The following is a 23,366-nucleotide window of genomic DNA, read 5'->3' as shown; positions in this document are numbered from 1 at the left end:
ATTCCTCTTTCAAGTAAAATGGTTAAAATATCGTTCGTAAATGATGCTGGAGATGACCCAGAGCCCCGAAAACGAGATCGCTACTCCGTACGGCACCTTGACTGGACCTTCGTGTTTTTGAATTTTTTTGTTTATAATCATGAAGATGGTTAACACGCCGCCAGCAATCGACATTATGACCAACATTTGAATGAGTGTCAGCCAGTGCAACCACAACGCTATTGCGGCCAGCAATTTAACGTCACCGCCGCCCATCGCGCCGAGCGCGAACATGCCAGCGAAAATTGCAAATATAATTGCGGCAATACCCAGTTGCCAAACCATATCTGGCCAAAAGCTCATGCCGCTAGCAATCCAGAAAAGCGGTGCCGCAAGCGCAATGGTTAGGTTCAGCTTGTTGGATATAGTCCGGCTTTTAATGTCGGTAATGGCTGCAACAATCAGTGCAATTGCCAAGCCGCCCCAGAGCAAGTAGATGAGTTGTTCCCCGTTCATGACGAACATCCATAAAAACAATCCCTTACTAAATCGTAACCATGATTAACCCCGTAGACATGCACCTTGGCCACCGGAGCGGCACTTGAGCCTATCGACGAACAATAATTTTGACAGACGGTCGATACCGGCAGGCGTAACAGAGCGGCCATGGCAGGCTGCAGATGGTTGGGAACTGCGCAGACTGGAATGGGGCCACCCTCAGGATATGGCGCGTGGTTCAGTGCTCTTCATGACTGGCCGCGCCGATTTCTACGAAAAATATCTTGAGACATTTCATGATTTTCACACTGCTGGATGGAATGTGACAACGGCGGATTGGCGCGGACAAGGCGGGTCCGGGCGTTGTGGAGCCCACCCCCATGTTGGCCATATCGACGATTTTTCAATCTGGGTTGCTGATCTGGCGGAGCTGTTTGCAGAGTGGCAGCTTACCCATCCGGGTCCGCATGTAATGGTTGGCCATAGCATGGGAGGGCATCTCGTCATGCGGGCACTGGCGGAACAGAAAATCCATCCCGATGCGACCATTTTATCTGCGCCGATGCTCGTGCCAGCCGGAGGCGGCATGTCAGAATGGATGGCAGAGCTAGCTGCCAAAATCATGTGCTTGGCCGGCCGTGCGCAGCGCCGGGCCTGGAAGGTAAGCGAGAAACCGCTGGAACCTGAAGTGCTGCGACAACGACTGTTGACCCATGATGCCGAGCGCTATGCTGATGAATTTTTCTGGTTTGCGAAGCGCCCTTATCTAAGGCTTGGTCCAGCAAGCTGGCGCTGGGTGGAGCGGGCTTATGCATCGGCGCGAAAATTGCGCAATCCTCTGAATTTGCGCAAAGTAAGATCACCGGTATTGTTTCTGGTGACCTCGGTTGACGAGTTGGTTGACAACGCCGCTATCGAAATAGCACATCAGCTTATACAGCATTCTGAGTTGAAGTTGTTCGGACCGGAATGTGCCCATGAAATTTTCCGTGAAGTGGATGCAGTCAGGAATGAGGCGCTTAGGGCCAGCTTTAATTTTCTTGAAAAAGTGGCTCCGCCCAAATGAATGCGAACAAGACATTCTACGATTTTGCTATCATCGGCGCAGGTATTGCCGGCGCCAGCATTGCCTCGGAGCTTGGCGGCGATGCATCGGCGCTGCTCCTCGAAGCCGAAAGTCAACCCGGCTACCATGCCACCGGGCGGTCCGCTGCATTCTGGACGGAAACTTACGGCGGCCCGCAAATCCAGCCGCTAACAACAGCGTCGCGACAGTTTCTGCAAAACCCACATGAGAGTTTTTCAGAGCGCAGTTTTTTGACGCGTCGCGGGGCGATAAATATTGGCCATGACAACCAAGCTCAACTTGCTGAAAAGTTCATGGCCGATTTCAATGGCAGCGGCGTCCGGCTCGAAAGATGGGGTGCTACCGAAATCGCGCGACACATCAGCCATTTGAAATCCGGCTGGAAACAGGCTGTTTTTGAGCCTGATTGTTTTGATATAGATGTAGCGGGATTGCATCAGGCCTATCTGGCCGATGCGCGGCGAAAAGGCGTCATGTTGCTATGCAACGCCCGGGTTGACTCTATCGTTCGGCAAGACGGGATGTGGGAATTGCAGGTCGGAGACAGCCAGTATTACGCTCGAAAGCTGGTCAACGCAGCGGGCGCGTGGGCAGATTATATTGCCGAACTGGCTGGCCTCCCCCCGCTCGGGATCAAACCGCTGCGCCGGACGATGGTTCAACTGGAAACGGACCCGCCAGCGAAAATAGACGGCGCGCTGATCGTGGCACTGGATGGCAGTTTCTATTTCAAACCCGAAACCGGCGGAAGTTACTGGCTCAGCCCACACGATGAAATTCCATCAGCGGCCGTTGATGCCGCTCCGGAAGAGCTGGATGTGGCGATTGCGATTGATCGCTTTCAATCGGTAAAGGATGTGGAGGTTAAGAAAGTTTCCCGAAAATGGGCAGGCTTGCGAAGCTTTGCGCCTGATCGCCTGCCTGTTTACGGTTTCGACCCACGCGACGAGAATTTCTTCTGGTTCGCCGGGCAGGGTGGCTTTGGTATACAAACGGCGCCTGCGGCAGCGCGTTTGACCCGATCAATATTGCTGGATCAAAGCCGCGATGAAATGGTCAATACTCTTGATGCAGCGCTATATCATCCACGACGTTTTCGGTAAAAGTGACAAGATTCCGGAAAATTTATCATTGCGTATAAGACTTTGGCACGCAATATACCCGTCCGACATCAAGAATCCCCAGAGAGGAAAACATCATGGCGCACAAATTTGAAATTTATCGGGACAAGAAAAAAGAATTTCGGGTCCGTTTCAAGCATAACAGCGAGGTGATGTTTTCTACCGAAGGCTATTCCAGCAAAGCCAGCGCGAAAAATGCGATCAAGTCGATCCTCAAGAATGGCCCAACGGCTGAGATTGAAGATAATAGCTAGAATTCAGGCCGGACAGTTGCCGCTCAGGACGAACGGTCCCCGATTGGCGACTTTATTCAAGCAACGAAGTTTTTTGCTTAGATCAACGCGCCGCCTCTGCCGCGTCGCTCGCCAGCACATCAGCGCGTTCATTGTCTGGATCGCCCGAATGGCCCTTCACCCAGGACCACTCAATCTGATGGCGCTCGACCGCTTCAAGCAGGTCCTGCCATAAGTCGGCGTTTTTAACCGGCTTTTTCGCCGCCGTGCGCCAGCCGTTTTTCTGCCAATTGAAAATCCATTTGGTGATGCCGTCTTTTACATAGGTGCTGTCGATCGAAAGCTTGACCCGGCAAGGCCGCTTAAGCGTGTTCAGCGCTTCAATCGCGGCGCGTAACTCCATTCGGTTATTTGTCGTTTCCGGTTCGCCGCCCGAAATTTCCTTTTCTTTATCGCCAAAGCGGATGAGCGCGCCCCAGCCGCCCGGTCCCGGATTTCCCTTGCATGCACCATCAGTAGCGATTTCGACATATTGCAGGTTTTTCGTAGCACTCTCGCCGGGAATCATGCGTTAAAAACTTCCGGATGCTTTTGATAATATTGCAGGCGGCGCAGAAACGCAGTGGGGTCTTTACGGGTTACAAGCGCATCAGCCGGTGTATTGATCCAGTCAAAAGCGCGCGTCAGCAAAAAACGCAATGCCGCGCCACGTGCCAGCACCGGCAACGCCTCACGTTCTTCATCGCTGATTTCAAAGCTCTTGGCATATCCGCCAAGCAGCGCGATCGAGATGTTTTTGTCAAAGCCGCTGCCATCTTCTGCAAAGCACCAGGCGGCGTGGGTTACTGCAATGTCATAAGCGCGCACGTCGGAACAGGAGAAATAAAAGTCTATCAGCCCGGTTACCTTGTCACCGAGCATCAAAACATTGTCCGGAAAGAGGTCTGCGTGGATAACCGACCACTCGAGATTGTCAGGCCAGGCGGTGTCCAGTTCATCCAGTTCTGAATAGACGATTGCGCCCAGCCCCGAAAATATCTTGTCGAGACCTTCCGATCCGCAATCTGACGCCAGCTTGCGCCAGGCGTCATGATCCATGCTGTTCGGCCGCTCAAGGCTAAAATCAACCAGCGCGCTGTGCATCTCTCCAAGCACGGCCCCTGCGGCAAAAGCCTGGGCAGGGGTCGGGGTGGTCACCGATACGCCGGAAAGAAATTTTATAAGGCAGGCGGATTTGCCACAAAGCTGCTGGATTTTCTCGCCGGATTTATCCGCGATCATTGGCGGGACGCTGCAGCCTTTGGCCGCCAGATGGTCGAGCATCGCGATAAAAAACGGCAAATCTGCAGGATCAACGCGCTTTTCGTATAGCGTGAGAATGAAGCGATCCTGCGTTGTCTCAATCATGAAATTGCTATTCTCTACACCTTCGGCAATGCCCTTGGCCGAGACCAAGGTGCCGACATCATAGCGGGTCAAAAATGCGTCAATTTCTTCTGCGCTGACCTTGGTATAAACGGCCATCAGGCAGCTTCGAGACCGCGCGGCAGTTTGAAAACCATATGTTCTTCAGTGGTCCGGATTTTCTGCTCATCGATGACGAAATATTGTTCCAGATACGAAACGACTTCCCGAACCAGAATTTCAGGAGCGGACGCACCTGCGGTGAGGCCCAATGTGCCAACACCCTTCATCCATTCCAGGTCAATTTCGTCCGCCCGCTGGATGAGATAAGCATCGGTGCCCAGGCGCTGAGCGACCTCCACCAATCGCAGGCTGTTCGAGCTATTGGGGGCGCCGATGACCAACACCAGATCGCTGGAAGCAGCTATCTGTTTAACCGCATCCTGACGATTTGAAGTTGCATAGCAAATATCTTCTCCCTTTGGCCCTACGATGCTGGGGAAACGTTCCTGTAGCGCCGCGACAATGGCGTGGGTATCATCCACCGACAGCGTTGTTTGGGTTAGAAAAGAGAGCTTGTCGGCGTCTATTGGCTTGAGCGCGGCAACATCCTCCAGCGTTTCAACAAGCGTTATCATGCTTTCGTCAACTTGGCCGAATGTTCCGATCACCTCGGGATGCCCTGCATGACCGACGAAAATAATGTGCCTCCCCGCCTCAACCTGGCGTTCGGCTTGTCGATGCACTTTGGATACTAGCGGGCAAGTGGCATCGAGATAATTGAGGCCACGTTCTGCCGCCTTATGCGGGACCGCTTTGGGTACGCCGTGGGCAGAAAAAACCACCGGAACACCGTCCGGCACTTCGTCCAGTTCCTCGACAAATATAGCGCCGAGTGTCTTGAGTTCATCAACCACATAGCGGTTGTGAACAATCTCGTGACGAACATAGACCGGCGCACCATATTTTTCGATGGCCAGTTCGACAATTTTAATAGCCCGGTCTACGCCGGCACAAAACCCGCGAGGGGCGGCTACAAGCAAGCTAATCCGCGGTTTATTTGATTTGGGGTGATTCATAAGACCCGCCATAGTGAAAAAGCGTCGCGGCGAAAAGCCCATCTGTTCATCCTGTGGACGGTTGCGCCGCCGTAAAGGCACGGATAAGGGTTTTTAAACTTGTATTATGGCGGCGCATATTGCGAATATGTGAAGCGGTCAATGCGGGATTGAGGGCTCAAGATTTAGCGACCCCGGATTGAAGATAAGGAACAGGCATGAGATTGAATGGACGTTTGAGCAAAGTGGTTTTGGCCGGACTTACAATATTGGCGGTCGCCGGTTGCTCACGGGAAGGCAAGCTGGATCTAAGTTCTGGCGTCGGTATTGCCGTGACGCGCACCGGTTGTCCTGCTGTTGCGGTGCCTGATTACACGGGTGATATGACGGTATTTGATCCTGCTAACAGCACCGCTGCAAGCGCGATCGACGTGGTCGCAAATATCACCAACGTTCGCTCGACCTGCAATAGCGAAGGTGCGAAAATCTATACCGAAGCGACATTTGATATTTATGCTGTGCGCTCGAACCCTCGCGGTGCGCGCTCGGTTACCGTGCCCTATTTCTCAACCGTTGTTCAGGGCGGAACCGCCGTTGTTGCCAAGCGAGTAAAAAATGTGACGCTGCAATTTGCCGATGGCCAATATCGCGCATCAGGATCGGGCAAGGCGGGATCATATATTGATGCCGCAGCAGCCCGATTGCCGGAAGACGTAATCGAAAAAATAACGCGCAGGCGCAAACCCGGAGATCCGGATGCAGCGCTTGATCCGTTGGCAGATCCTGCGACCAAGGCAGCCGTTGCGCGTTCGACATTTGAATTACTTATCGGATTCCAGCTGACCCAGGCGCAATTGCAATATAACGCCACGCGATAAAGTTGCTTTAAATTTTGTTCGCGCTGAGCTTGTCGACGCGCGGTTGTTCGTGCGCGACATATCCTTCGACAGGCTTAGCATGAGCAGTTAAGGACTATATCTCAGATGAATTGAGTGAAACCATGCTCTACCAGATTTTCCAGCAACATATTGATAAAGCGCTTGATACGCTGACTGCCGACGGTGTTTTACCCGCAGGGCTTGACCGCAAAAATGTTACGCTGGAGCCGCCGCGCGATCCTTCACACGGCGATCTGTCAACCAACGCCGCGATGGTACTCTCCAAAGCGGCAGGCATGAAACCGCGTGATCTGGCGGAGAAGATCGTTGAAAAACTGGCGGCTCTGGAGGATGTGAAATCCGCAGAGATGGCGGGGCCGGGGTTTATAAACCTGCGAGTTTCTGATGCCGTACTTGTTAGTGAGTTGCTTGAAATTGACAAGCTCGGCAGTGAATATGGTCGCTCCAAAAAAGGCGCTGGCATCACGGTCAATATCGAATATGTTTCCGCCAATCCCACTGGCCCCATGCATATGGGCCATTGCCGGGGTGCAGTTGTTGGCGATGCACTTGCGGATTTGCTTGAAGCAGTCGGCCACAACGTCATTCGCGAATATTATGTCAATGATGCCGGGTCGCAAGTCGATACACTCGCTCGTTCGGTCCATTTGCGTTACCGCGAAGCGCTTGGCGAAACGATCATGGAAATTCCCGAAGGGCTATATCCGGGTGATTATCTCAAGCCGGTTGGCTGGGCGCTGGCGCAGCAATATGGCGATCAATATCAGGCTGCACCGGAACAACAGTGGTTGCAGATTTTTCGCAAGGCAGCGGTGGATGGCATGATGGACATGATCCGCGCCGATCTGGCGCTGCTCGGCATAAAGCATGATGTGTTTTCATCGGAAGCCGATCTGCACGCTGCGGGCAAGGCGGAAGCCGCAGAGGCAGAGCTGCGCGCGCGTGATCTTGTTTATGACGGCGAGCTGGAACAGCCAAAGGGCAAGGTAGTTGAAGACTGGGAGCCGGTTGAATTGCCATTATTCCGCTCGACCCAATTTGGCGACGATCAGGACCGGCCGATCAAGAAATCCGATGGTAGCTGGACCTATTTTGGTGGTGATCTTGCTTATCATTTCCAAAAATCACAATCCGCCAACGAACTAATCGACATCTGGGGTGCCGACCACTCCGGCACGGTCAAGCGGATCAAGGCAGCGGTATCGGCGCTTACTGAGGGCAAGACAAAATTTGATGTGAAGCTGGTGCAGATGGTGCATTTGCTGCGCAACGGTGTGCCTGAGAAAATGTCGAAGCGCTCCGGGAATTTTGTTACGATCGCGGATATGGTGGAGGAAGTCGGCAAGGATGCCGTGCGTTTCACCATGCTGACCCGCAAAGCCGATGCGCAAATGGATTTTGATTTTGCCAAAGTCACCGAAGCATCGCGCGATAATCCGGTCTTCTATGTGCAATATGCCCACGCGCGAATTCAGTCTAATATCCGCAAAGCTGCGGATGAGGGCATCGCGCCGTCCGACAGGCATTTGGACAAGCTGGGCGCAGAAGAGTTTGACCTCGTCAAAATGGCAGCGCAGTTCCCGCGAATCGTCGAATCCGCCGCCGCGAGTCGGGAACCCCACCGGGTCGCATTCTATCTGAACGACCTCGCCGCCGCATTCCATGGCTTCTATAATTTGGGAAATGACCGGCCTGATAAGCGGATGTTAATGGTTAACGATCATGAGACTACGTCGGCTAGGCTTTTCTTAGCCAGGAATTTAGGGCAAACTATTCGTAACGGTCTGGCGTTAATGGGGGTTGAGGCCGTGGATTCTATGTAGATAGACTGAAGATTTGGGGAAATAATATGTCTGATGTAACGCGTGATAGTCTGGATCTGGACGACGAAGATCGGCTGCCTTGGCTCGAATCTGCGGATGATTATGATGGTGAAGGCGAATATTCACCAACCCGGGTAGCGCTGTTTGTTCTTGCAGGTCTGGTTTTGCTGGCTGCGATTGTTGGCGGTATTTATTGGTTGCAGAACCGCGATGGCGGTGGCCTCGATGGCGACGGACAGCTTATTGCAGCGCAGGAGGGCGACTATAAAGTGCGCCCCGACGACGCGCAGGCCAAACAATTTGAAGGCGAAGGCGATGCCAGCTTTGATGCCAGCGAAGGCAAGGATACTGCGGCCAAGCTCGGTACATCCGAGCCAGCCGAAGCGCCGGTGAAACAGGCTGCGAGCAATGACGCGGCAGCAGCTTCAGCCGAAGCACCCGGCAGCGCGATGATCCAGCTTGGCGCATTCAGCTCGGCTGGATTGGCCGATAGTTCATGGGCCGGTTTTGCGCGGCGTTTTGAAGCGATAGCGGCGATGCCGAAGAAAATCGTTCCAGGCACAGTCGAAGGCGGGACGATTTATCGCCTCAACGCGGTCGCGGCCAATGCCCAGAAGGCGCAGGAAGTTTGCAACAACCTGAAAGCGGCCGGTGAGAGCTGTCTGGTTGTTCGCTAAATTTTACTGTTCGTGCTGAGCTGATCGAAGCATAGTTCTGCGCACAATCAGTCCTTCGACAGGCTCAGGACGAACGGATTTGAGCAAAGCTGCACAAGATTTTTTCGTTTGCATAACCGTATCAATAGGGGAAGCGCTGTGGATAACGGCGCTTTCTGCTTTACCGGACTCCCGAAATTGCGCATGATCTGCATGTAAAGTTGTGCGTGAAACGGGTATATTGAGCATATGACACCAGCAGTTTTCGGTATGGCGGGATTAAGTCTGACCCCGGACGAAAAGGCGTTTTTCAAGGAAAGCGATCCGTCTGGCTATATTATTTTTGGCCGCAATATCGAGAGCAAATCGCAATTGCGCGCTCTTACTGACGAGTTGCGCGATCTGCATGGCCGCGATGATGTCGCTATCTTGATCGATCAGGAAGGCGGGCGGGTCGTTCGCATGAAAGAACCGATTTGGCCGAACTTCCCGGCGGGTGAGGTTTTTGACAAGCTTTATGATGTTGCGCCTGCCACTGCGATTGAAGCGGCGCGGATTAATGCCCAGGCTCTGGGCGAGAGCTTGCGGGAAGTGGGCATAACCGTGAATTGTTTACCGTTGCTTGATGTCCGTCAACCGGAAACGGTGGCTGCCATCGGGGACCGGGCAATGGGGAGCGAGCCGATGCAGGTGGCGGCGCTTGGACGCGCGGTTATCGACGGGCAAACCCGTGGCGGCGTGGCCAGCGTAATAAAACATATGCCGGGCCATGGCCGTGCGGTTGTCGATAGTCATTTGGAATTGCCAAGGATCTCGGCCTCAGCAGAGGAATTGGAAATTGATATCGCACCATTCCGGACGGTATCCGGCGCATCAATGGGTATGACCGCTCATATTGTCTATGAAGCTTGGGACAGCGAGCATTGTGCAAGCCTATCGCCGAAAGTCATTGAGGAGGTTATTCGCGGGCAGATCGGATTTGACGGATTGCTGTTTTCTGATGATCTCGACATGAAAGCGCTGAAAGGGGACGTCCCCAGCCGCGCGCGTGATGTCGTCAAGGCCGGCTGTGATATCGCTTTGAATTGCTGGGGCCGGATGGATGAGATGGTCGGAATTGCAGAATTATTAGGTGAAATCACTGACAAGGGCCGTGCGCGATTAAACGAAGCTATGATGGTAATCGGCGGTCGTGAAGAGGTTGAACTGGCAGAACTCGTCGACAAGCGCGATGCCTTGATCGCAGCGGCGGCGTGATGGAACCGGAAACCGAAATAGAAACTGAAGGCGAGAGCTTTTTCTTTCCGCCGGAATCAGTGGAAGAAGACAACGCGCTCACGCTCAATATTGATGGCTGGGAAGGGCCGCTTGATTTATTGCTCGCGCTTGCGCGCAATCAGAAAGTGGACCTGCGGGAAATTTCGATTCTCGAACTGGTCCAGCAATATCTCAAATATATCGCCGATGCTCAGTTTTTAAGGCTGGAGCTTGCTGCCGATTATCTGGTTATGGCCGCTTGGCTGACTTACCTAAAGTCTGGCCTGTTGCTGCCGAAAGACCCCGAAATTGATCCATCGCCGGAAGAACTGGCGCTACGTCTGCAAATGCGGCTGGAGCGGCTCAACGCTATGCGCGAGGCTGGTGCCCGGTTAATGGGCCGTGACCGCATTGGCCGCGATGTGTTTGCACGCGGCGCGCCCGAGGGCTTGAAGGTACTCAAAAACCGAGAATGGCAGGCGGGATATTATGACCTTATCTCGGCCTATTCCCGGGTAAAAATGCGCAATGCGCCCGCCGTTCATATTGTCAAACAGCGCATGGTGATGACGCTGGAGGATGCTTTGGCGCGGGTGTCGATGATGCTCGGCGAGGCGATTGACTGGATGGATATTTGTGATTTTCTGCCACGCGGCGCGCCACTGCAATTGCGCAAATCAGCGCTGGCATCGAGTTTTCTCGCAGCACTGGAATTGGCGAAACAGGGCAAATTGGTGATGGATCAAGACGAGAGTTTTGCGCCGCTTAGAATAAAGGCAGTCATAAATGGATAATGGTACCGCGACTGAAGATGAAAGTCTTTTTATCAGCAGAACTGACGATGTTGATATCGGCAGGCGCGCCGTTGAAGCGACTTTGTTCGCATCGGAAAACCCGATGACCCTTGCCGATATTAAACTCTATGTCGGCGAGGAAATCGATATCCGCCAGACATTGGTCGATCTGCAACGCGACTATCAAAATCGCGGGATTGTGCTGATAAAAACTGGAGACCGCTATCATTTTCAAACTGCGCATGATCTGTCACATCTGCTACGCCGCGAACGCGCCGAACTGCGCAAACTCAGCCGTGCGGGCATGGAGACGCTGGCGATAATCGCCTATCACGAACCGGTTAGCCGCGCCGAAATCGAGGCTATCAGAGGCGTTCAGGTCGCCAAGGGAACACTGGATGTGCTAATGGAAGCGGGATGGGTGCGCCCTGCTGGCCGACGGGAAGTTCCCGGCAGGCCATTGATTTACGCAACGACTCCGGAATTCCTGACCCATTTCGGTTTACAGACCCGAAAGGATTTGCCCGGTATAGACGATTTAAGGGCTGCTGGCTTGCTTGATCCGGTTGATCTGGCGATGGAGCGGCTGGAGCTGGAAGCGGAAGAAGAACTGGCTGACGGAGCTGCTGAAAATGCCAGCGAAGATAGCGCTGAGGACAATTTTTCCGAAGAATATGAGACTGATGATGCGGTCTTACTGGAAAACGAACACGAAAGCGCTTAAGTTAGCTGGGTAGATCAGGAGATTTTCGATGCAACCGAGTATTTGGCAGATTTTAATCGTAGCAGCATTGGTGCTGATTTTATTCGGTCGTGGCCGGATATCGGAAATGATGGGCGATGTTGGTAAAGGTATTAAGTCCTTCAAAAAGGGTATCACCGACGAGGAAGAATCGGCGTCTGCTGCCACTCCAACGGCCCGAATTGATAATAAACCCGCCGATACCGTGGATGCCGCCACAACTACCGATAAGACAGCGAGCTGACCATCTGGTCCGCTGAACAGGACCAGCTTCGGATATGTTTGACCTTTCTTTCTGGGAAATCGGGCTAATTGCCTTGGTGGCAGTTGTCGTGATTGGCCCCAAGGAACTACCAGGCGCTCTGGCGACTGCTGGCAAGTGGATGGGCAAGGCGCGCGGCATAATGGCAAATTTCCGGTCTGGCCTCGACGCTATGGTTCGTGAGGCCGAGCTTCAGGAAATGGAAAAGAAATGGGCTTCTGAAAACGAACGGATCATGCTGGAGCATCCGACTGTTGAGGGCACGCCCGCAGGTGACGAACCAAAGATGGAACCACTCGATGGCCCGCCAAACTCCCCAACCTCTGATGATACTCCAGATACGCCGCCTGCGACCGATAAGCCATGAACAAACAATCGCCGCCTGATATTGATGCCTCAATTGACGATAGCAAGGCGCCGTTGATTGAACACCTCATTGAGTTGCGACAGCGGCTGTTATGGGCTTTGGCCGCTTTTGCGGTGGCATTTGGGGTCTGCATTTTCTTCGCCGATGAAATTTTTGGGCTCCTTGTAAAACCGCTTACTGCGGCATTTCCGCCGGGCGAGGGCAAGCTAATCTACACCAAATTATATGAAGCCTTTTTTGTTGAGATAAAGGTGGCGCTGTTTGCGGCTTTTTTTGTCTCGTTTCCGGTTATTTCCAATCAACTCTGGGCGTTTGTTGCGCCGGGTCTATATGCGAAGGAAAAGCGAGCCTTTCTGCCATTCCTGATAGCAACGCCGATCCTGTTTATGGCGGGCGCGGCGCTGGCCTATTATATCGTGATGCCTACGGCCTTCCGTTTCTTTGTGGGATTCGAGGGCGAGGTTGGCGGGATGACCCAGGAAGCGTTGCCGGCAATGGGCGATTATCTCTCGCTGGTCATGCAGTTCATCTTGGCTTTTGGCGTCTGTTTCCAACTGCCTGTCCTGTTGCTGCTGCTCAACCGCGCGGGATTGGTAACGCGCGATCAGCTAAAGGGTATCCGCCGTTACATGATTGTCGCCGCTTTTGCTTTGGCAGCAATATTGACACCACCTGATGTTGTTTCACAGCTGATGCTGGGTATTCCGTTGATCATGCTATACGAAATATCATTGGCGATTATGTGGTTCACTGATCGCAAAAAAGCGGCAATGGAGACAGAATAGTTCCGTTCATCCTGGGTTTGTCGAAGGAAACCGATTGACTAACGGCGTGGTTCGACAGGCTCACCACGAACGGATTTGGTCACACCGCTAACGGCTTCAATCAATTGCATCCTGACCGGCTTTGCCAATCGATTCAATATCACGGCCTACGCCCTTCACTGTGGCACAGGCGCCAAGCAACAACAGGGAGGATATCATAACGCTTGCGATGATTTTTTGCATGTTCGAGGGTCCTAAAAGCTGAATTTTGCACTGAGACGTATATCACGACCTGCAAGCGGTACATAATCTTTCGTGAACGAAGCATGACGCCTGCCGCTTACATCAAAAATATTATTGGCGGAGGCGAGCAATGTCACGCCGCCCTCCTTGCCAAACGGTCGCCAGGCGGCGGAGGCGTTGACCATTGTGAATCCATCGGTTGCCGTTTCAAATGCGGCAACGCGGTTTTGGCTGGCCGACCATTCGATTTCGGCACGCAGATCGATACTGTCGCTATGCGCTTCTATGCCGCCCAAAAGTCGCAGCGGAGGGATACGCGGAACCGGTCCACCGCCATTTTTAATCTTTGCGCGCACATGGTCCGCAACGCCATCGATGATAAAGTCAAAACCGCCAGAGCGAGCGACAACCGCAGAAGCGGAAGCTTCAAAACCATAATAGGTCGCATCTTGCTGGATATATTGGAAAACGGGAAGGCCATCTTCCTCTGCTCCAGTTTCTGCTTCAAAAATATAATCGTTGAAGGAATTGGCATAAACGGTCGCGCTTAGCTTCACATTATCGCTATCCCAACGCGCATAAAGCTCGCCGCCAATGCTTTTCTCGGTGGTGAAATCGGGGTTGCCGATTTCAAAGGCTTGCGTTGCGATGTGCGGGCCGTTTGAGAGAAGCTCTTCGGCGGAAGGTGCGCGTTCTGATCGTGAGAGATTAGCGCCGATTTTCAGGGCGCTATCATCGGGTGCATAGGCCAGTCCTAGCGCACCTGAAATGGTATTGAAACTGCGATCGAAGTTGATGCTATTGGCGGAAATATCCGTCTGATCGACGCGAAAGGCAGCCTCGACTTCAAAATTGCCTAGATCCACTTCCTGAACCGTAAATAGTGCCCAGCTTTCAACAGAGTTTTTCGGAACGAAAGCTTCTGCGCCAATCGCGTTGAAATCGCGGGCCAAAATCTGGGTGCCGATTACACCACGCCAACCGTTTCTATCGGCTTGAATGAGCTCAGCGCGGGCTTCGATACCGGAAACCGAAAAGACGGTCCCAATCTCATCGCCTTCAAATTCGGTATGTTCATAGTCGGAATATCCGGCGCGGAAGGTCAGCTTTTCGAAGAAGCCACCAATATCAACGCCGCCGCGCAGATCGGCGCGAATTTGTTCCAATCCGATGGTGACCGGGCCTTCTTCCTCTTCTTCGCCAACTTCGTCGTCTTCGCCTTCTTCTCCGTGCGCGTGGCCGGCACCGGGTCGGGCGGGGACGCCGTAGTTCGTGTCATAATAGCTGACGGAAAAACCGATATTGCCGCCATCGGCGATATAGGCGAGTCCGGCGCCTGCTGTTTTGGTGCGGCTGGCGGTATTGGGGACGCGGCCGCTTAGCGCAGCGGCTTCGGCAAATTCTGCAGCCTCGTCGAGATTGCCTTCGGCTGTTTCCTCAGCGACTTCTTCCAATGCTTCGGCGCGTAGGGTGGGAGAGAGCACAAATCCTGGTACCCGGACATCGTCTGTATCGCGAAAGCTGCCATCGATGTGAAACACCAGATTGTCGGTGAGCGGAACATCGAGTGATCCGGCCAAGCTCCAGTCATCCGCAGCGCTGCCGTATCCGCCAACCGCATCGATATGGAGGGGCTCGCCGGGCACATCTCGGGGAATACGCTTGTCGATGACATTCACTGCGCCACCGATGGCATCGCCGCCAAACAGCAACACTGCTGGTCCGCGCAGCACTTCAACCCGCTGGGCGGTGAGGGGATCGATAGTCACGGCATGATCGACGGACGTATTGGACGCATCGAGCGAACCGATACCATCTGTCAGCACCTTTACCCGTGGCCCCTGAAAGCCGCGCAACACGGGGCGAGAGGAGCCGGGTGCAAAACTGGTTGAGGAAATGCCGGGAAGGCCAGTCAGACTGTCGCCAATTTGCCCGCGCAAATCCTGAGTCAGTTCGTCACCGGAGAGCGAAGACGTACCCGCTAATATATCGAGCTGGTCCACATAAGGAGCAGTCACCACGATCATATCATCGTCATGAAAATCATCCGATAGCCCGCGTTCGGGTTCGGTAGTCTTGGGCGCGTTCTGCGGTGCTGTCTGTGCCATTGCAGGGGAGAGGCTGAGTGCCAGAGTGGCGGAACTGACCAGGAATTTGCTATATGACATGGTTTACTCATGCTGGAGGGAATTAGTGATTGCGAGATAGGCACAATGTAATGTTATATCAATTCCTAATTTGATTGAGTCGCCAGAATGAGGCAAATTTGCTATAAGCTGCGCGATCACGAGGAGAGGATGGAGAATGGCAAACTGGAAAGAGGACGGCTATTATAGCGTTACGGCATATCTGACGGTGGATGATGCGGCAGCAGCGATTGAGTTTTACAAGGAAGCCTTTGGCGCGACCGAACATATGCGGATGCCGATGGGTGATAAAATTGGCCATGCCGATATTGTGATTGGCGATACCCATATCATGATATCGGACGAGTTTCCCGAGATGGACAAATTGGGCCCCAAGGCGCGCGGAGGATCGACGTGCAGCCTGATGATCTATGTGCCCGATGTGGATGCCGCGTTTGACAAAGCGATTGCGGCTGGCGGCGAAGTGACCCGTCCGGTGGAAGACCAGTTTTACGGTGATCGCTAAGGATGGCTCAAAGATCCGTTCGGCCATGAGTGGACGCTTTCGACGCATATTGAAGATGTTTCGCCCGAGGAAATGAATAGGCGGATGAGTGAGATGATGGCAGCGGGGTAATCATCCTGTCCCCTTGAGGGAGAAGGATGTGAAGACTTGGCAGCTTGCTGCCTAGTCGAAGCTGGATGAGGGTGTTCTGCGCTTCAGAGGGTAGGGCACCCTCATCCAACACCGCCTAATTCGCTTTGCTCATAAGGCTCCGTATCCTTCTCCATCAAGGGAGAAGATGCTTGCGCGTGCTCGATGATATTCTCATAACCACCCCATGACCTTCACCAAAAAAATCCTCCTGCTCGGTTCCGGCGAACTGGGCCGCGAATTCGTTATCTCTGCCAAACGTCTGGGCGCTTATGTGATCGCATGCGACGCCTATGAACATGCCCCTGCGATGCAAGTTGCGGACGCCAGCGAAACATTTTCGATGCTCGACGCTGACAAGCTCCGCGCCGCGATCCACAAGCACAAACCCGACCTGATCGTCCCCGAAGTCGAGGCGATCCGAACAGAGATACTCGCGGAAGTCGAGGCAGAGGGTTTCAACGTCGTCCCATCCGCTCGTGCGACGCAGCTAACGATGAACCGCGATGCGATCCGCGATGTCGCTGCGAAGGAGCTGGGCCTGACCACCTCGCGCTATCATTATGCCGAGAGTTTTAAAGAGGTCGCCAGCGCGGCGGCGGATATCGGCCTGCCGTTGGTGATCAAACCGGTTATGTCTTCCTCAGGCAAAGGGCAGAGCAAGGTTGATAGCGAGGGCGATCTGGAAGCGGCATGGAATTACGCCGTGGACAATATGCGGGGCGATCGGGCGCGGGTGATTGTCGAGCAGTTTATTGATTTCGATTATGAGATTACGCTGCTCACCGTGCGGACCAAAGACGGCGTGCTGTTCTGCCCGCCGATTGGCCACCGGCAGGAACGCGGCGATTATCAGGAAAGCTGGCAGCCTGCTTCCATGGCCGCCGCTCCGCTCGCCACCGCTCAGGATATGGCGCGCAAGGTGGTTGATAATCTGGCTGGCGACGGGCTGGGCTATGGCCTGTTCGGGGTGGAATTTTTTGTCACCAAGGCGGGCGAAGTGATATTCTCCGAACTCAGTCCCCGCCCGCATGATACCGGCATGGTGACGCTCATCGGTCAGAATTTGAGCGAGTTTGACCTGCATGCGCGTGCGATCATGGAACTCCCCATCCCGCATATCGCGCTCACCGCCCCCGCGAGTGCCAGCGCAGTGATATTGGCGGATCGGGATAGCGAGAATTTTGAATTTACCGGCGTGGCGGAAGCGCTGGCCTTGGGCGGCGAGGGTGCAGAAGTGGATGTCCGGATTTTCGGCAAACCCGTAACGCAACCCTATCGGCGGATGGCTGTGGCGCTGGCGACGGGCGGGGATGCGGATGCGGCGCGGGGGTTGACTAAGCGGGCTGCTGATGCGGTTGGGATAAAATACCGCTGATGCCCGTAATATCCCGAAAGCGGACACAAGGAACGGAGCTCATGTCCTAACCCGCTAAGTTTGCGGTTTTAAGCTGTCACTAGAATGAGACTGTCGCCATCTGTTTGCTGCGATGACGGCCCAAACCCCTTCGGCGACTAAAAAAGGGTAGGATTTGATGAGCAATGCATAAGTGGCTGCGAGGATGCAGCCTACTGCAAAGCTAGCGATGAAAATCGGCGATCTTTTTTCCAGTGCATAGCTACCGACCATTATCACGATTGCAAAAATGCCAAGCGCCTCAGTTCCGCTCATGATTGATTACTCTTTTTTGTTTGATACCTGTTTCAATGCACTCGGTTAGTGATCCACAGTTGCAAGATACGAGCTCATTGAGAATACGATCCATCTGCTTCAGTTCCTGGATTTGTGTTTTTAAAATAGCTCGCTTTTCTTCCGCCAGAACCATCCAGGGGCCTTTGGCGCTCGGATCTTTTTCATAGGCTTTCAGTAGTGACTTTATCTCTGCAATTGAAAAACCAGCGGTTTGAGCAAGGCGCACAAATTCCAATGCGAACAACGCCTGTACATCAAATTTTCTTCGACCTGAAACACGTTGCTGTGGTTCGATCAATCCAATTTTCTCATAGTAGCGGATGGTCGAAGCTGGCATCCCTAATTTTTGTGAGACATCCCCTATGTGCATAGCTCGCTAATCCTCTGATTTCCGTTTTCTTATAAAATGAAATGACAAAAGCAGGCTCCCGATGAAAACTAATGCGATGGCTAAGATTTCAATGGATTGCGAAGGACGCAGTACCTTTGCACCAGCGCTCAGGCCGCCAAAACCAATAACCGCCAAGATTACCGGAAGTTCGCAAGCTAACAAAGCCATTGCTCCTAATGCGAGGCTTGATAGGCCGGTTCTTTTCAGCTTTTTCTCGTTCATTTTCAACTGCGTCCGGTTTGGACAGCAGCAGCGAAAATATCTATAGTCGCAGATGCTTCCGGCGGCCCGGATATTTTGAGCGCGGTTGGTTGACCGTCGTCAACATCAATGATTTTGAATGTTAAGAAGCCGCAGCATTGCTGCTCCAATGTGACGAAGTCCTCAATGGTTTGACGAAGGTCACTCGATTGATAGAAGGTAAAGAGGAGAATGTCGCCGGTGCGATCACAACTTTCTATTTTTGGTATGAGCGTGCGCCGTGCCAATGCGCGTCGATCCCGAAATTCTTCATCATTGAGTGAGCACGAAACCGCTGCATTCTTGTCTAATCTTTCCATTTTTATCCCTTTCAAATGATCAGGATCGACTGAGTAGCACTTAAAGCACGCTTTAAGTCAATAGAGAAATTTTTGATGCTGATTGGGGATTGCAGTAGTGCCCTCTTTTGCGCCCATAGCGGACAGTAGGCTTGCACTCTAATAAATGATCTGTCCTGTATTTATATGACCATCAACCAAAATGAGTTGGCAGCAGGTGTCTGACGCTCTAGCAAATAATCAAATCAACGTAGAACCCAAGCCAATGACCACTCCCTATATCCTCTATGGCTCGCCCCTATCCCCCTTCCAGCGCAAGGTCGAAGCCGTGCTGGCGCTAAAGGGTCTCGATTATGAATGCGAGGCGGTTAATGTGATGGGGATGCCGGACTGGTATATGGAAATATCGCCGCTGGCGCGCATCCCGTCACTCCGCGACACTACCATCGCCACAGAAGGTGCGGCGGGAACGATAACCGATAGCTCGGCGATTTGCGGCTATCTGGAGAAGAAGCAGCCGGAACCGGCGCTCTATCCCGATGATGCGTTCGACCATGGCCGGGCTTTGTGGCTGGAGGAATATGCCGATACCGGCATGGCGATGGCGGGCGGGATGGGATTGTTCCGGCCGATTATCTTCAATCTCTTCCAGAAAAAGGAGCCGGACCTCGACACCGCGCGCAAGACCTGGAACGAAAAACTGCCGCCGCTTTATGATTATCTGGAAAAGCAACTCGATGGCCGCAGCCACTTTATTGGCGATAGCATTACGATTGCGGATATTTCAGTTGCCTGCCAAATCTACCAAACCGATATGCTCGCCGGAACGCCGGACGCGAGCAAATGGCCATCGCTCGTCGCGCACTATGAAGCGATGAAATCGCATGATTGCTTTGCCGTCAATCGGACCGCATGCGAAAAAATACTCGCCAAAGTGGTGCCGGAGAAATTTGACCTTTCGGCCTGATGCTTAGCTTTGGGTAAGCAAAAACAGGGCGTAGATCGCTGGCATGGTGAGCATAGATAACACCGTCTGGACCGCAATAAGGTTCGCGGATAGCGTCGCGTCGCCGCCAAGCTGGCGAGAGAGGATATAGCCGCTGCTCGCGGTTGGCGTTGCAGCTGCGATAGTCACGATGGCTAGATTGATCGGCGCAAGGTCGAGCGCCAAACCGATGCCAAGGGTCACGACCGGAAACCCGGTTAGACGGATGACGGACCAGATCATAGTGGTCTTGCCCGCCCGTTTGAACGCATCCACATCGACTGCAGCCCCCAGCACGAGCAGGCCCAATGCAAGCGTTGCACCGCCCAATATGTTGAGCGTTTCCTCCACCATGCCCGTCGGCGCGAGGCCGAGCATATTGAGCGCAAAACCCATGGCACAGGCGATGATCAGCGGATTGCGGAGCAGGTCCATGGCAATATGCGGCTTCGGTTTGCCATTGGGCGCAGCATATCGCGTGAGCGCCCAGACAGAGATGACATTTGCAACCGGGGTCAGCACAGCAGCTGCAAACGCCATCAGGACCAGCCCTTCTTCGCCAAATAATGTGCCGCCAATCGATAGCCCGATAAATGTGTTCCAGCGGACGTTGGACTGGATGATCGATCCCTTTCGCGGGCTAGCCGTTTGCGCCTTATCGCCGGTTTGCCGTGACGCCAGTCCAATCAGGCCGAACACCAGCTGCGCCCCGACCAGAGCAACAGCCATGCCGAGCGGGGCAGTGTCAAACGACGCTTTGGCCAGGAGCTGGACGATCAATGCTGGGAAAAAAATGAAGTAAGTCAGCCGCTCCATCGCGCGCCAGCCATCTTCGGGAATGAAGCTTCGGGCCGCCAGTAGCCACCCCATCATCACCAATATGACGACAGGGACCAGCGCCTGGACAAAAGGTATCATGCGTTCACTCGGGTGATCGGGCTACATCGGCGTTTTGCGCAGTGGCAGCAAATCCGGAAAGTCCGCTTCGCGCTTCTCGCCCATCGCGGCAACCGCTTCCTGAATATGCGAAGGCGGGAACATGCCGGCATTCCACACACCGATATAATCCAGTGTATCGGTGGTGTTATGATCGCGGCCATAGTTGATCAGAACCTTGCATCCGGTCACTGCGAGCGGCGATTTGGACGCGATTTCTTTCGCCGTCTGCATAACATAAGCGAGGCACTCTTCCTGCGTTTCAAACACGTCATTGACCAGGCCAATTTCCTTTGCCTTGGCCGCGTCAATTCGGCGGCCAGTATAGGCCATTTCCTTGACCCAGCCTTCCGGGATGTAACGTTGCAGGCGCGGAAAAGTACCAACGTCGGCGGTCATCCCGATATTGGTTTCCTGAATGCAGAAGAACGCGTCTTTGGTGCACCAGCGGATGTCGCCCGCCGTCACCATATCAATCGCCCCACCAATGACGCCGCCGTGGAGCGCGAATAGCACCGGAATGCGGGCTTCTTCCAATGCGTTAAAACTATGCTGAATGCGACGCACATTGGACCGGAACATTTCGGCGACGACATGCTTATCCGCTCCGTCGATTTTATTGTCGGGGTCTGGCGCAAAAACCGACAGGTCCATGCCTGCAGAAAAATGCCGCCCGGTGGAACTAATCACAATCACCCGCGCCCGGGCGTTCTGGTCAATATCCTCGACGATTTCCGGCAGATCGTTCCAAAACGCCTTGTTCATACTGTTAAGCTTTTCAGGCCGGTTGAGCCGGATATGCGCGATGTTATTTTCGATTTCGACGTCGAAACATTCATATTCTGATTTTGCCATGATTGCGCTCTCCTTGCTTTGCAATATCTTTTGCCCAGAATAGCTGCCTATCCCAATCAGTAAAACTATCAATAGCCGATATCGGTGTTTTTATTCTCTGATCGAATTATTGTAATAGTGCCGCAATCCGAGTGATTTTAAAAGTTTGACACATGCTGCGATTTCTAACCGGTGGATTTCATGCGAAATAATCAACTTCAATTTACGTCCCGAAACATATAGACTGGCGGCATAACAAAAAAACTCCTTTGGGTTCGCACCAACAGTCACATCGAGGGGCTATTGCATGGGAAGTTCACTGGAAGATATCGCGCTTGCGGCAGGATCGTTCGTTCTTGGCGGCAGCAAGCTCAATCGCATTTTGGTCAACAAGTTGGTCAAAGCCGGGCGCAACCGTCCGCATCCCTGGACCACCAAGCATGGATATATTAGCTGGTCCGGGCTGACAGACCGGACTTTTAATGCGCGGCTGTTGCCCGCCAAACCCTATCCAGCGGATGAAGCCTTGGGTACGCGGAGACCGCCGATTGACGATGTGGTTAGATTGTTTCTGGCTGATCCAGCAGGTCAACGCGAGTGCCCCAAGTCTACCATGCTTTTTCCCGCTTTTGCTCAGTATCTGACCGACGGTTTTCTGCGCACCCAAATGTCAAACGATCCGCCATTCGGATCGGGCGAGGAAGATCGCAGGCGCACGACATCCAACCATGAAATCGATCAAAGTCCTCTTTATGGGCGCACGCCGGTCCAAACAGAAGTGTTGAGGACGATGAGTGAGGAAGCCGGAAAACGGGGCCGGCTCAAATCCCAGTCCATGAGCGGAGAAGAATATTCGCCGTTTCTTTTCGGTACAGATGGCAAAGTGAAGCCGGAATTTCTGGATGCCGATGGGAATGCTATTCTTGATTTACCGCTTGGTCTCAGCAGTCTTCCGCCCGGTGCGCCACAATTTGCTAATCTTTTTGCTGTTGGCGGCGACCGGGTCAATTCGACACCGCAGGTGATGATGATGAACACGCTTTGGCTGCGTGAGCATAATAGGCTGGCTGGCATATTGGAAAGCAAGCATCCTGATTGGGATGATGAACGGATGTTTGAAACCACGCGAAACATCATCATTGTGATGTTCATCAAAATTGTCGTTGAGGAATACATCAATCATATCAACACGGCGAAGTTCAAATTTCTGGCCGATCCCAAGGTTGCCTGGGCCGCAGACTGGAACAGGCCCAACCTGATGACCACCGAATTCAGTCTGCTATATCGCTGGCATCCACTGGTTCCTCAGAGTGTCAATTGGGGTGGGCAGGTTCATGATGGTAAATCGTTATTGTTGAACAACTCGGTTCTGATTAATTCCGGTCTGGTACAAAGCTTTGTCGATATTTCAGCGAACCACTCAACCGCGCTTGGTCTTCACAATTCGGCCAGTTTCTTGCTCGCTGCTGAGCAAAAGGCGATTGCGCAGGCACGGACAAACAACGTCGCGACCTATAATGATTATCGCCGCGCGATGGGTATGGATCCCGCAAAGTCTTACGCCGATCTGGTTGGAACATCAAAAGAACCTGCAGAGAGGGCACGGCGAGCGGCACTGGCTGCGGAGCTTCAGCGGTTATATGGCGATATTGAAAATGTTGAATTTTATGTCGGCCTTTTTGCCGAACCAAGCGACAAAAATGGGCCACTGCCCGAACTCATTCTGGCGATGGTAGCGATGGATGCATTTTCACAAGCATTTACAAACCCGCTGCTCAGCGAGCATGTCTATGGAAATGAAGAAAACCGCTTGCTGGCTTTCACCAAGGAAGGTCTTGAAGCGATTAACGACACAGATACGTTGCGCGACATATTGGAGCGCAATTCTACGGGACTGGGTGATCGGTTTGTCGGGATGACCCGGCGCGACTGGAAGAGAAATTGACATTTGAAAAATTGGAAGCTGGCAAATAAAGTAAAGCTTTGTGCTGCCCAAATTCTTCCCTTCTTGCGGCTAAGC

At 53.2% G+C, this 23,366-nt stretch carries 28 protein-coding genes; 16 read left to right on the top strand and 12 right to left on the bottom strand.

The features are described 5' to 3' along the window. Positions 1 to 9: 9 nt before the first annotated feature. A complete protein-coding gene (locus HF685_RS06980) occupies positions 10 to 495 on the bottom strand; it encodes an A24 family peptidase (RefSeq protein ID WP_168818899.1) in 486 nt (161 codons plus the stop codon). Between the two features lie 85 nt (positions 496 to 580). On the opposite strand from HF685_RS06980, the gene HF685_RS06975 reads away from it, so the two are divergent. From HF685_RS06975 to HF685_RS06965, 3 genes are all read left to right on the top strand, one after another. Further along, a complete protein-coding gene (locus HF685_RS06975) occupies positions 581 to 1,543 on the top strand; it encodes an alpha/beta fold hydrolase (protein ID WP_168818898.1) in 963 nt (320 codons plus the stop codon). Continuing rightward, on the top strand, positions 1,540 to 2,667 hold the full coding sequence (locus tag HF685_RS06970; protein WP_168818897.1) for an NAD(P)/FAD-dependent oxidoreductase: 1,128 nt from the start codon (positions 1,540 to 1,542) through the stop codon (positions 2,665 to 2,667). The genes HF685_RS06975 and HF685_RS06970 overlap by 4 nt, the downstream gene beginning before the upstream one ends. A gap of 95 nt (positions 2,668 to 2,762) precedes the next feature. Continuing rightward, positions 2,763 to 2,939, top strand: a complete 177-nt coding sequence (locus tag HF685_RS06965) for a YegP family protein (RefSeq protein ID WP_168818896.1) — start codon at positions 2,763 to 2,765, stop codon at positions 2,937 to 2,939. Positions 2,940 to 3,021: 82 nt separating this feature from the next. Here the strand turns inward: HF685_RS06965 and rnhA are convergent, their stop codons facing one another. Genes rnhA through ispH form a run of 3 tightly spaced genes read right to left on the bottom strand, consistent with a single transcriptional unit; the run spans position 3,022 to position 5,401 of the window. Further along, positions 3,022 to 3,486 (bottom strand): ribonuclease HI, encoded by a 465-nt coding sequence (gene rnhA, locus HF685_RS06960; protein ID WP_168818895.1) that lies wholly within the window; start codon positions 3,484 to 3,486, stop codon positions 3,022 to 3,024. Continuing rightward, positions 3,483 to 4,442: a homoserine kinase gene (thrB, locus tag HF685_RS06955; RefSeq protein WP_168818894.1), complete on the bottom strand. Its 960-nt coding sequence runs from the start codon at positions 4,440 to 4,442 to the stop codon at positions 3,483 to 3,485. The genes rnhA and thrB overlap by 4 nt, the downstream gene beginning before the upstream one ends. Next, complete coding sequence (gene ispH / locus HF685_RS06950) at positions 4,442 to 5,401, bottom strand: 4-hydroxy-3-methylbut-2-enyl diphosphate reductase (protein ID WP_168818893.1); 960 nt, start codon at positions 5,399 to 5,401, stop codon at positions 4,442 to 4,444. Before ispH ends, thrB begins: the two co-directional genes overlap by 1 nt. A 197-nt stretch (positions 5,402 to 5,598) precedes the next feature. Here ispH and HF685_RS06945 point away from each other — a divergent pair, with 197 nt between their 5' ends. The 9 genes from HF685_RS06945 to tatC all read left to right on the top strand — a co-directional run bounded on the left by HF685_RS06945 (position 5,599) and on the right by tatC (position 12,965). Then, positions 5,599 to 6,258, top strand: a complete 660-nt coding sequence (locus HF685_RS06945) for a hypothetical protein (protein WP_168818892.1) — start codon at positions 5,599 to 5,601, stop codon at positions 6,256 to 6,258. 122 nt (positions 6,259 to 6,380) lie between these two features. After that, positions 6,381 to 8,102: an arginine--tRNA ligase gene (gene argS / locus HF685_RS06940; protein WP_168821343.1), complete on the top strand. Its 1,722-nt coding sequence runs from the start codon at positions 6,381 to 6,383 to the stop codon at positions 8,100 to 8,102. A gap of 26 nt (positions 8,103 to 8,128) precedes the next feature. After that, complete coding sequence (locus HF685_RS06935) at positions 8,129 to 8,779, top strand: SPOR domain-containing protein (protein ID WP_168818891.1); 651 nt, start codon at positions 8,129 to 8,131, stop codon at positions 8,777 to 8,779. Positions 8,780 to 9,007: 228 nt separating this feature from the next. Further along, positions 9,008 to 10,015, top strand: coding sequence for a beta-N-acetylhexosaminidase (gene nagZ, locus HF685_RS06930; RefSeq protein WP_168818890.1), 1,008 nt, complete (start codon positions 9,008 to 9,010; stop codon positions 10,013 to 10,015). Beyond that, positions 10,015 to 10,809, top strand: a complete 795-nt coding sequence (locus tag HF685_RS06925; RefSeq protein WP_168818889.1) for a segregation and condensation protein A — start codon at positions 10,015 to 10,017, stop codon at positions 10,807 to 10,809. The genes nagZ and HF685_RS06925 overlap by 1 nt, the downstream gene beginning before the upstream one ends. 103 nt (positions 10,810 to 10,912) lie before the next feature. After that, positions 10,913 to 11,533, top strand: coding sequence for an SMC-Scp complex subunit ScpB (gene scpB, locus HF685_RS06920; protein ID WP_246218820.1), 621 nt, complete (start codon positions 10,913 to 10,915; stop codon positions 11,531 to 11,533). Between the two features lie 28 nt (positions 11,534 to 11,561). Then, positions 11,562 to 11,795, top strand: coding sequence for a twin-arginine translocase TatA/TatE family subunit (locus HF685_RS06915; RefSeq protein WP_168818887.1), 234 nt, complete (start codon positions 11,562 to 11,564; stop codon positions 11,793 to 11,795). Between the two features lie 34 nt (positions 11,796 to 11,829). Then, positions 11,830 to 12,180, top strand: a complete 351-nt coding sequence (gene tatB / locus HF685_RS06910; RefSeq protein WP_168818886.1) for a Sec-independent protein translocase protein TatB — start codon at positions 11,830 to 11,832, stop codon at positions 12,178 to 12,180. Beyond that, entirely contained in the window at positions 12,177 to 12,965 is a 789-nt protein-coding gene (gene tatC / locus HF685_RS06905) for a twin-arginine translocase subunit TatC (protein ID WP_211051415.1), read from the top strand. Before tatB ends, tatC begins: the two co-directional genes overlap by 4 nt. A gap of 96 nt (positions 12,966 to 13,061) precedes the next feature. Here the strand turns inward: tatC and HF685_RS06900 are convergent, their stop codons facing one another. Together HF685_RS06900 and HF685_RS06895 are read right to left on the bottom strand one after the other, a co-directional pair. Then, positions 13,062 to 13,163 (bottom strand): entericidin A/B family lipoprotein, encoded by a 102-nt coding sequence (locus HF685_RS06900; RefSeq protein WP_425500182.1) that lies wholly within the window; start codon positions 13,161 to 13,163, stop codon positions 13,062 to 13,064. Positions 13,164 to 13,198: 35 nt separating this feature from the next. After that, complete coding sequence (locus HF685_RS06895) at positions 13,199 to 15,355, bottom strand: TonB-dependent receptor (protein ID WP_168818884.1); 2,157 nt, start codon at positions 15,353 to 15,355, stop codon at positions 13,199 to 13,201. A gap of 136 nt (positions 15,356 to 15,491) precedes the next feature. On the opposite strand from HF685_RS06895, the gene HF685_RS06890 reads away from it, so the two are divergent. Continuing rightward, positions 15,492 to 15,839, top strand: coding sequence for a VOC family protein (locus HF685_RS06890; protein ID WP_246218790.1), 348 nt, complete (start codon positions 15,492 to 15,494; stop codon positions 15,837 to 15,839). A 316-nt stretch (positions 15,840 to 16,155) separates the two neighbouring features. Next, a complete protein-coding gene (gene purT / locus HF685_RS06885; protein ID WP_168818883.1) occupies positions 16,156 to 17,346 on the top strand; it encodes a formate-dependent phosphoribosylglycinamide formyltransferase in 1,191 nt (396 codons plus the stop codon). 54 nt (positions 17,347 to 17,400) lie between these two features. Here the strand turns inward: purT and HF685_RS06880 are convergent, their stop codons facing one another. Genes HF685_RS06880 through HF685_RS06865 form a run of 4 tightly spaced genes read right to left on the bottom strand, consistent with a single transcriptional unit; the run spans position 17,401 to position 18,612 of the window. Further along, complete coding sequence (locus tag HF685_RS06880; RefSeq protein ID WP_168818882.1) at positions 17,401 to 17,640, bottom strand: hypothetical protein; 240 nt, start codon at positions 17,638 to 17,640, stop codon at positions 17,401 to 17,403. Further along, the gene (locus tag HF685_RS06875; RefSeq protein ID WP_168818881.1) at positions 17,627 to 18,031 is read right to left on the bottom strand and encodes a MerR family transcriptional regulator; all 405 of its coding nucleotides are present in this window, start codon (positions 18,029 to 18,031) and stop codon (positions 17,627 to 17,629) included. The genes HF685_RS06880 and HF685_RS06875 overlap by 14 nt, the downstream gene beginning before the upstream one ends. A 6-nt stretch (positions 18,032 to 18,037) precedes the next feature. Next, positions 18,038 to 18,274, bottom strand: a complete 237-nt coding sequence (locus tag HF685_RS06870) for a hypothetical protein (protein WP_168818880.1) — start codon at positions 18,272 to 18,274, stop codon at positions 18,038 to 18,040. 2 nt (positions 18,275 to 18,276) lie between these two features. Next, positions 18,277 to 18,612 (bottom strand): hypothetical protein, encoded by a 336-nt coding sequence (locus HF685_RS06865; RefSeq protein WP_168818879.1) that lies wholly within the window; start codon positions 18,610 to 18,612, stop codon positions 18,277 to 18,279. 244 nt (positions 18,613 to 18,856) lie between these two features. Here HF685_RS06865 and HF685_RS06860 point away from each other — a divergent pair, with 244 nt between their 5' ends. Continuing rightward, positions 18,857 to 19,558 carry a glutathione S-transferase family protein gene (locus HF685_RS06860; protein WP_168818878.1) on the top strand — a complete coding sequence of 234 codons (702 nt, stop codon included), beginning with the start codon at positions 18,857 to 18,859 and terminating at the stop codon, positions 19,556 to 19,558. A 3-nt stretch (positions 19,559 to 19,561) separates the two neighbouring features. Here HF685_RS06860 and HF685_RS06855 read toward each other — a convergent pair whose 3' ends face one another. Both HF685_RS06855 and HF685_RS06850 read right to left on the bottom strand, forming a co-directional pair. Beyond that, positions 19,562 to 20,494 (bottom strand): AEC family transporter, encoded by a 933-nt coding sequence (locus HF685_RS06855; protein ID WP_168818877.1) that lies wholly within the window; start codon positions 20,492 to 20,494, stop codon positions 19,562 to 19,564. A 21-nt stretch (positions 20,495 to 20,515) separates the two neighbouring features. Further along, complete coding sequence (locus HF685_RS06850) at positions 20,516 to 21,367, bottom strand: crotonase/enoyl-CoA hydratase family protein (protein WP_168818876.1); 852 nt, start codon at positions 21,365 to 21,367, stop codon at positions 20,516 to 20,518. Between the two features lie 286 nt (positions 21,368 to 21,653). On the opposite strand from HF685_RS06850, the gene HF685_RS06845 reads away from it, so the two are divergent. Beyond that, complete coding sequence (locus tag HF685_RS06845; RefSeq protein WP_168818875.1) at positions 21,654 to 23,291, top strand: peroxidase family protein; 1,638 nt, start codon at positions 21,654 to 21,656, stop codon at positions 23,289 to 23,291. Positions 23,292 to 23,366: the final 75 nt, after the last annotated feature.

Source organism: Parasphingorhabdus halotolerans, assembly GCF_012516475.1.
Taxonomy (GTDB): Bacteria; Pseudomonadota; Alphaproteobacteria; order Sphingomonadales; family Sphingomonadaceae; genus Parasphingorhabdus; species Parasphingorhabdus halotolerans.
Note: the sequence above shows the minus strand (reverse complement) of the source record. Positions and strands in the feature narration are given on the sequence as shown.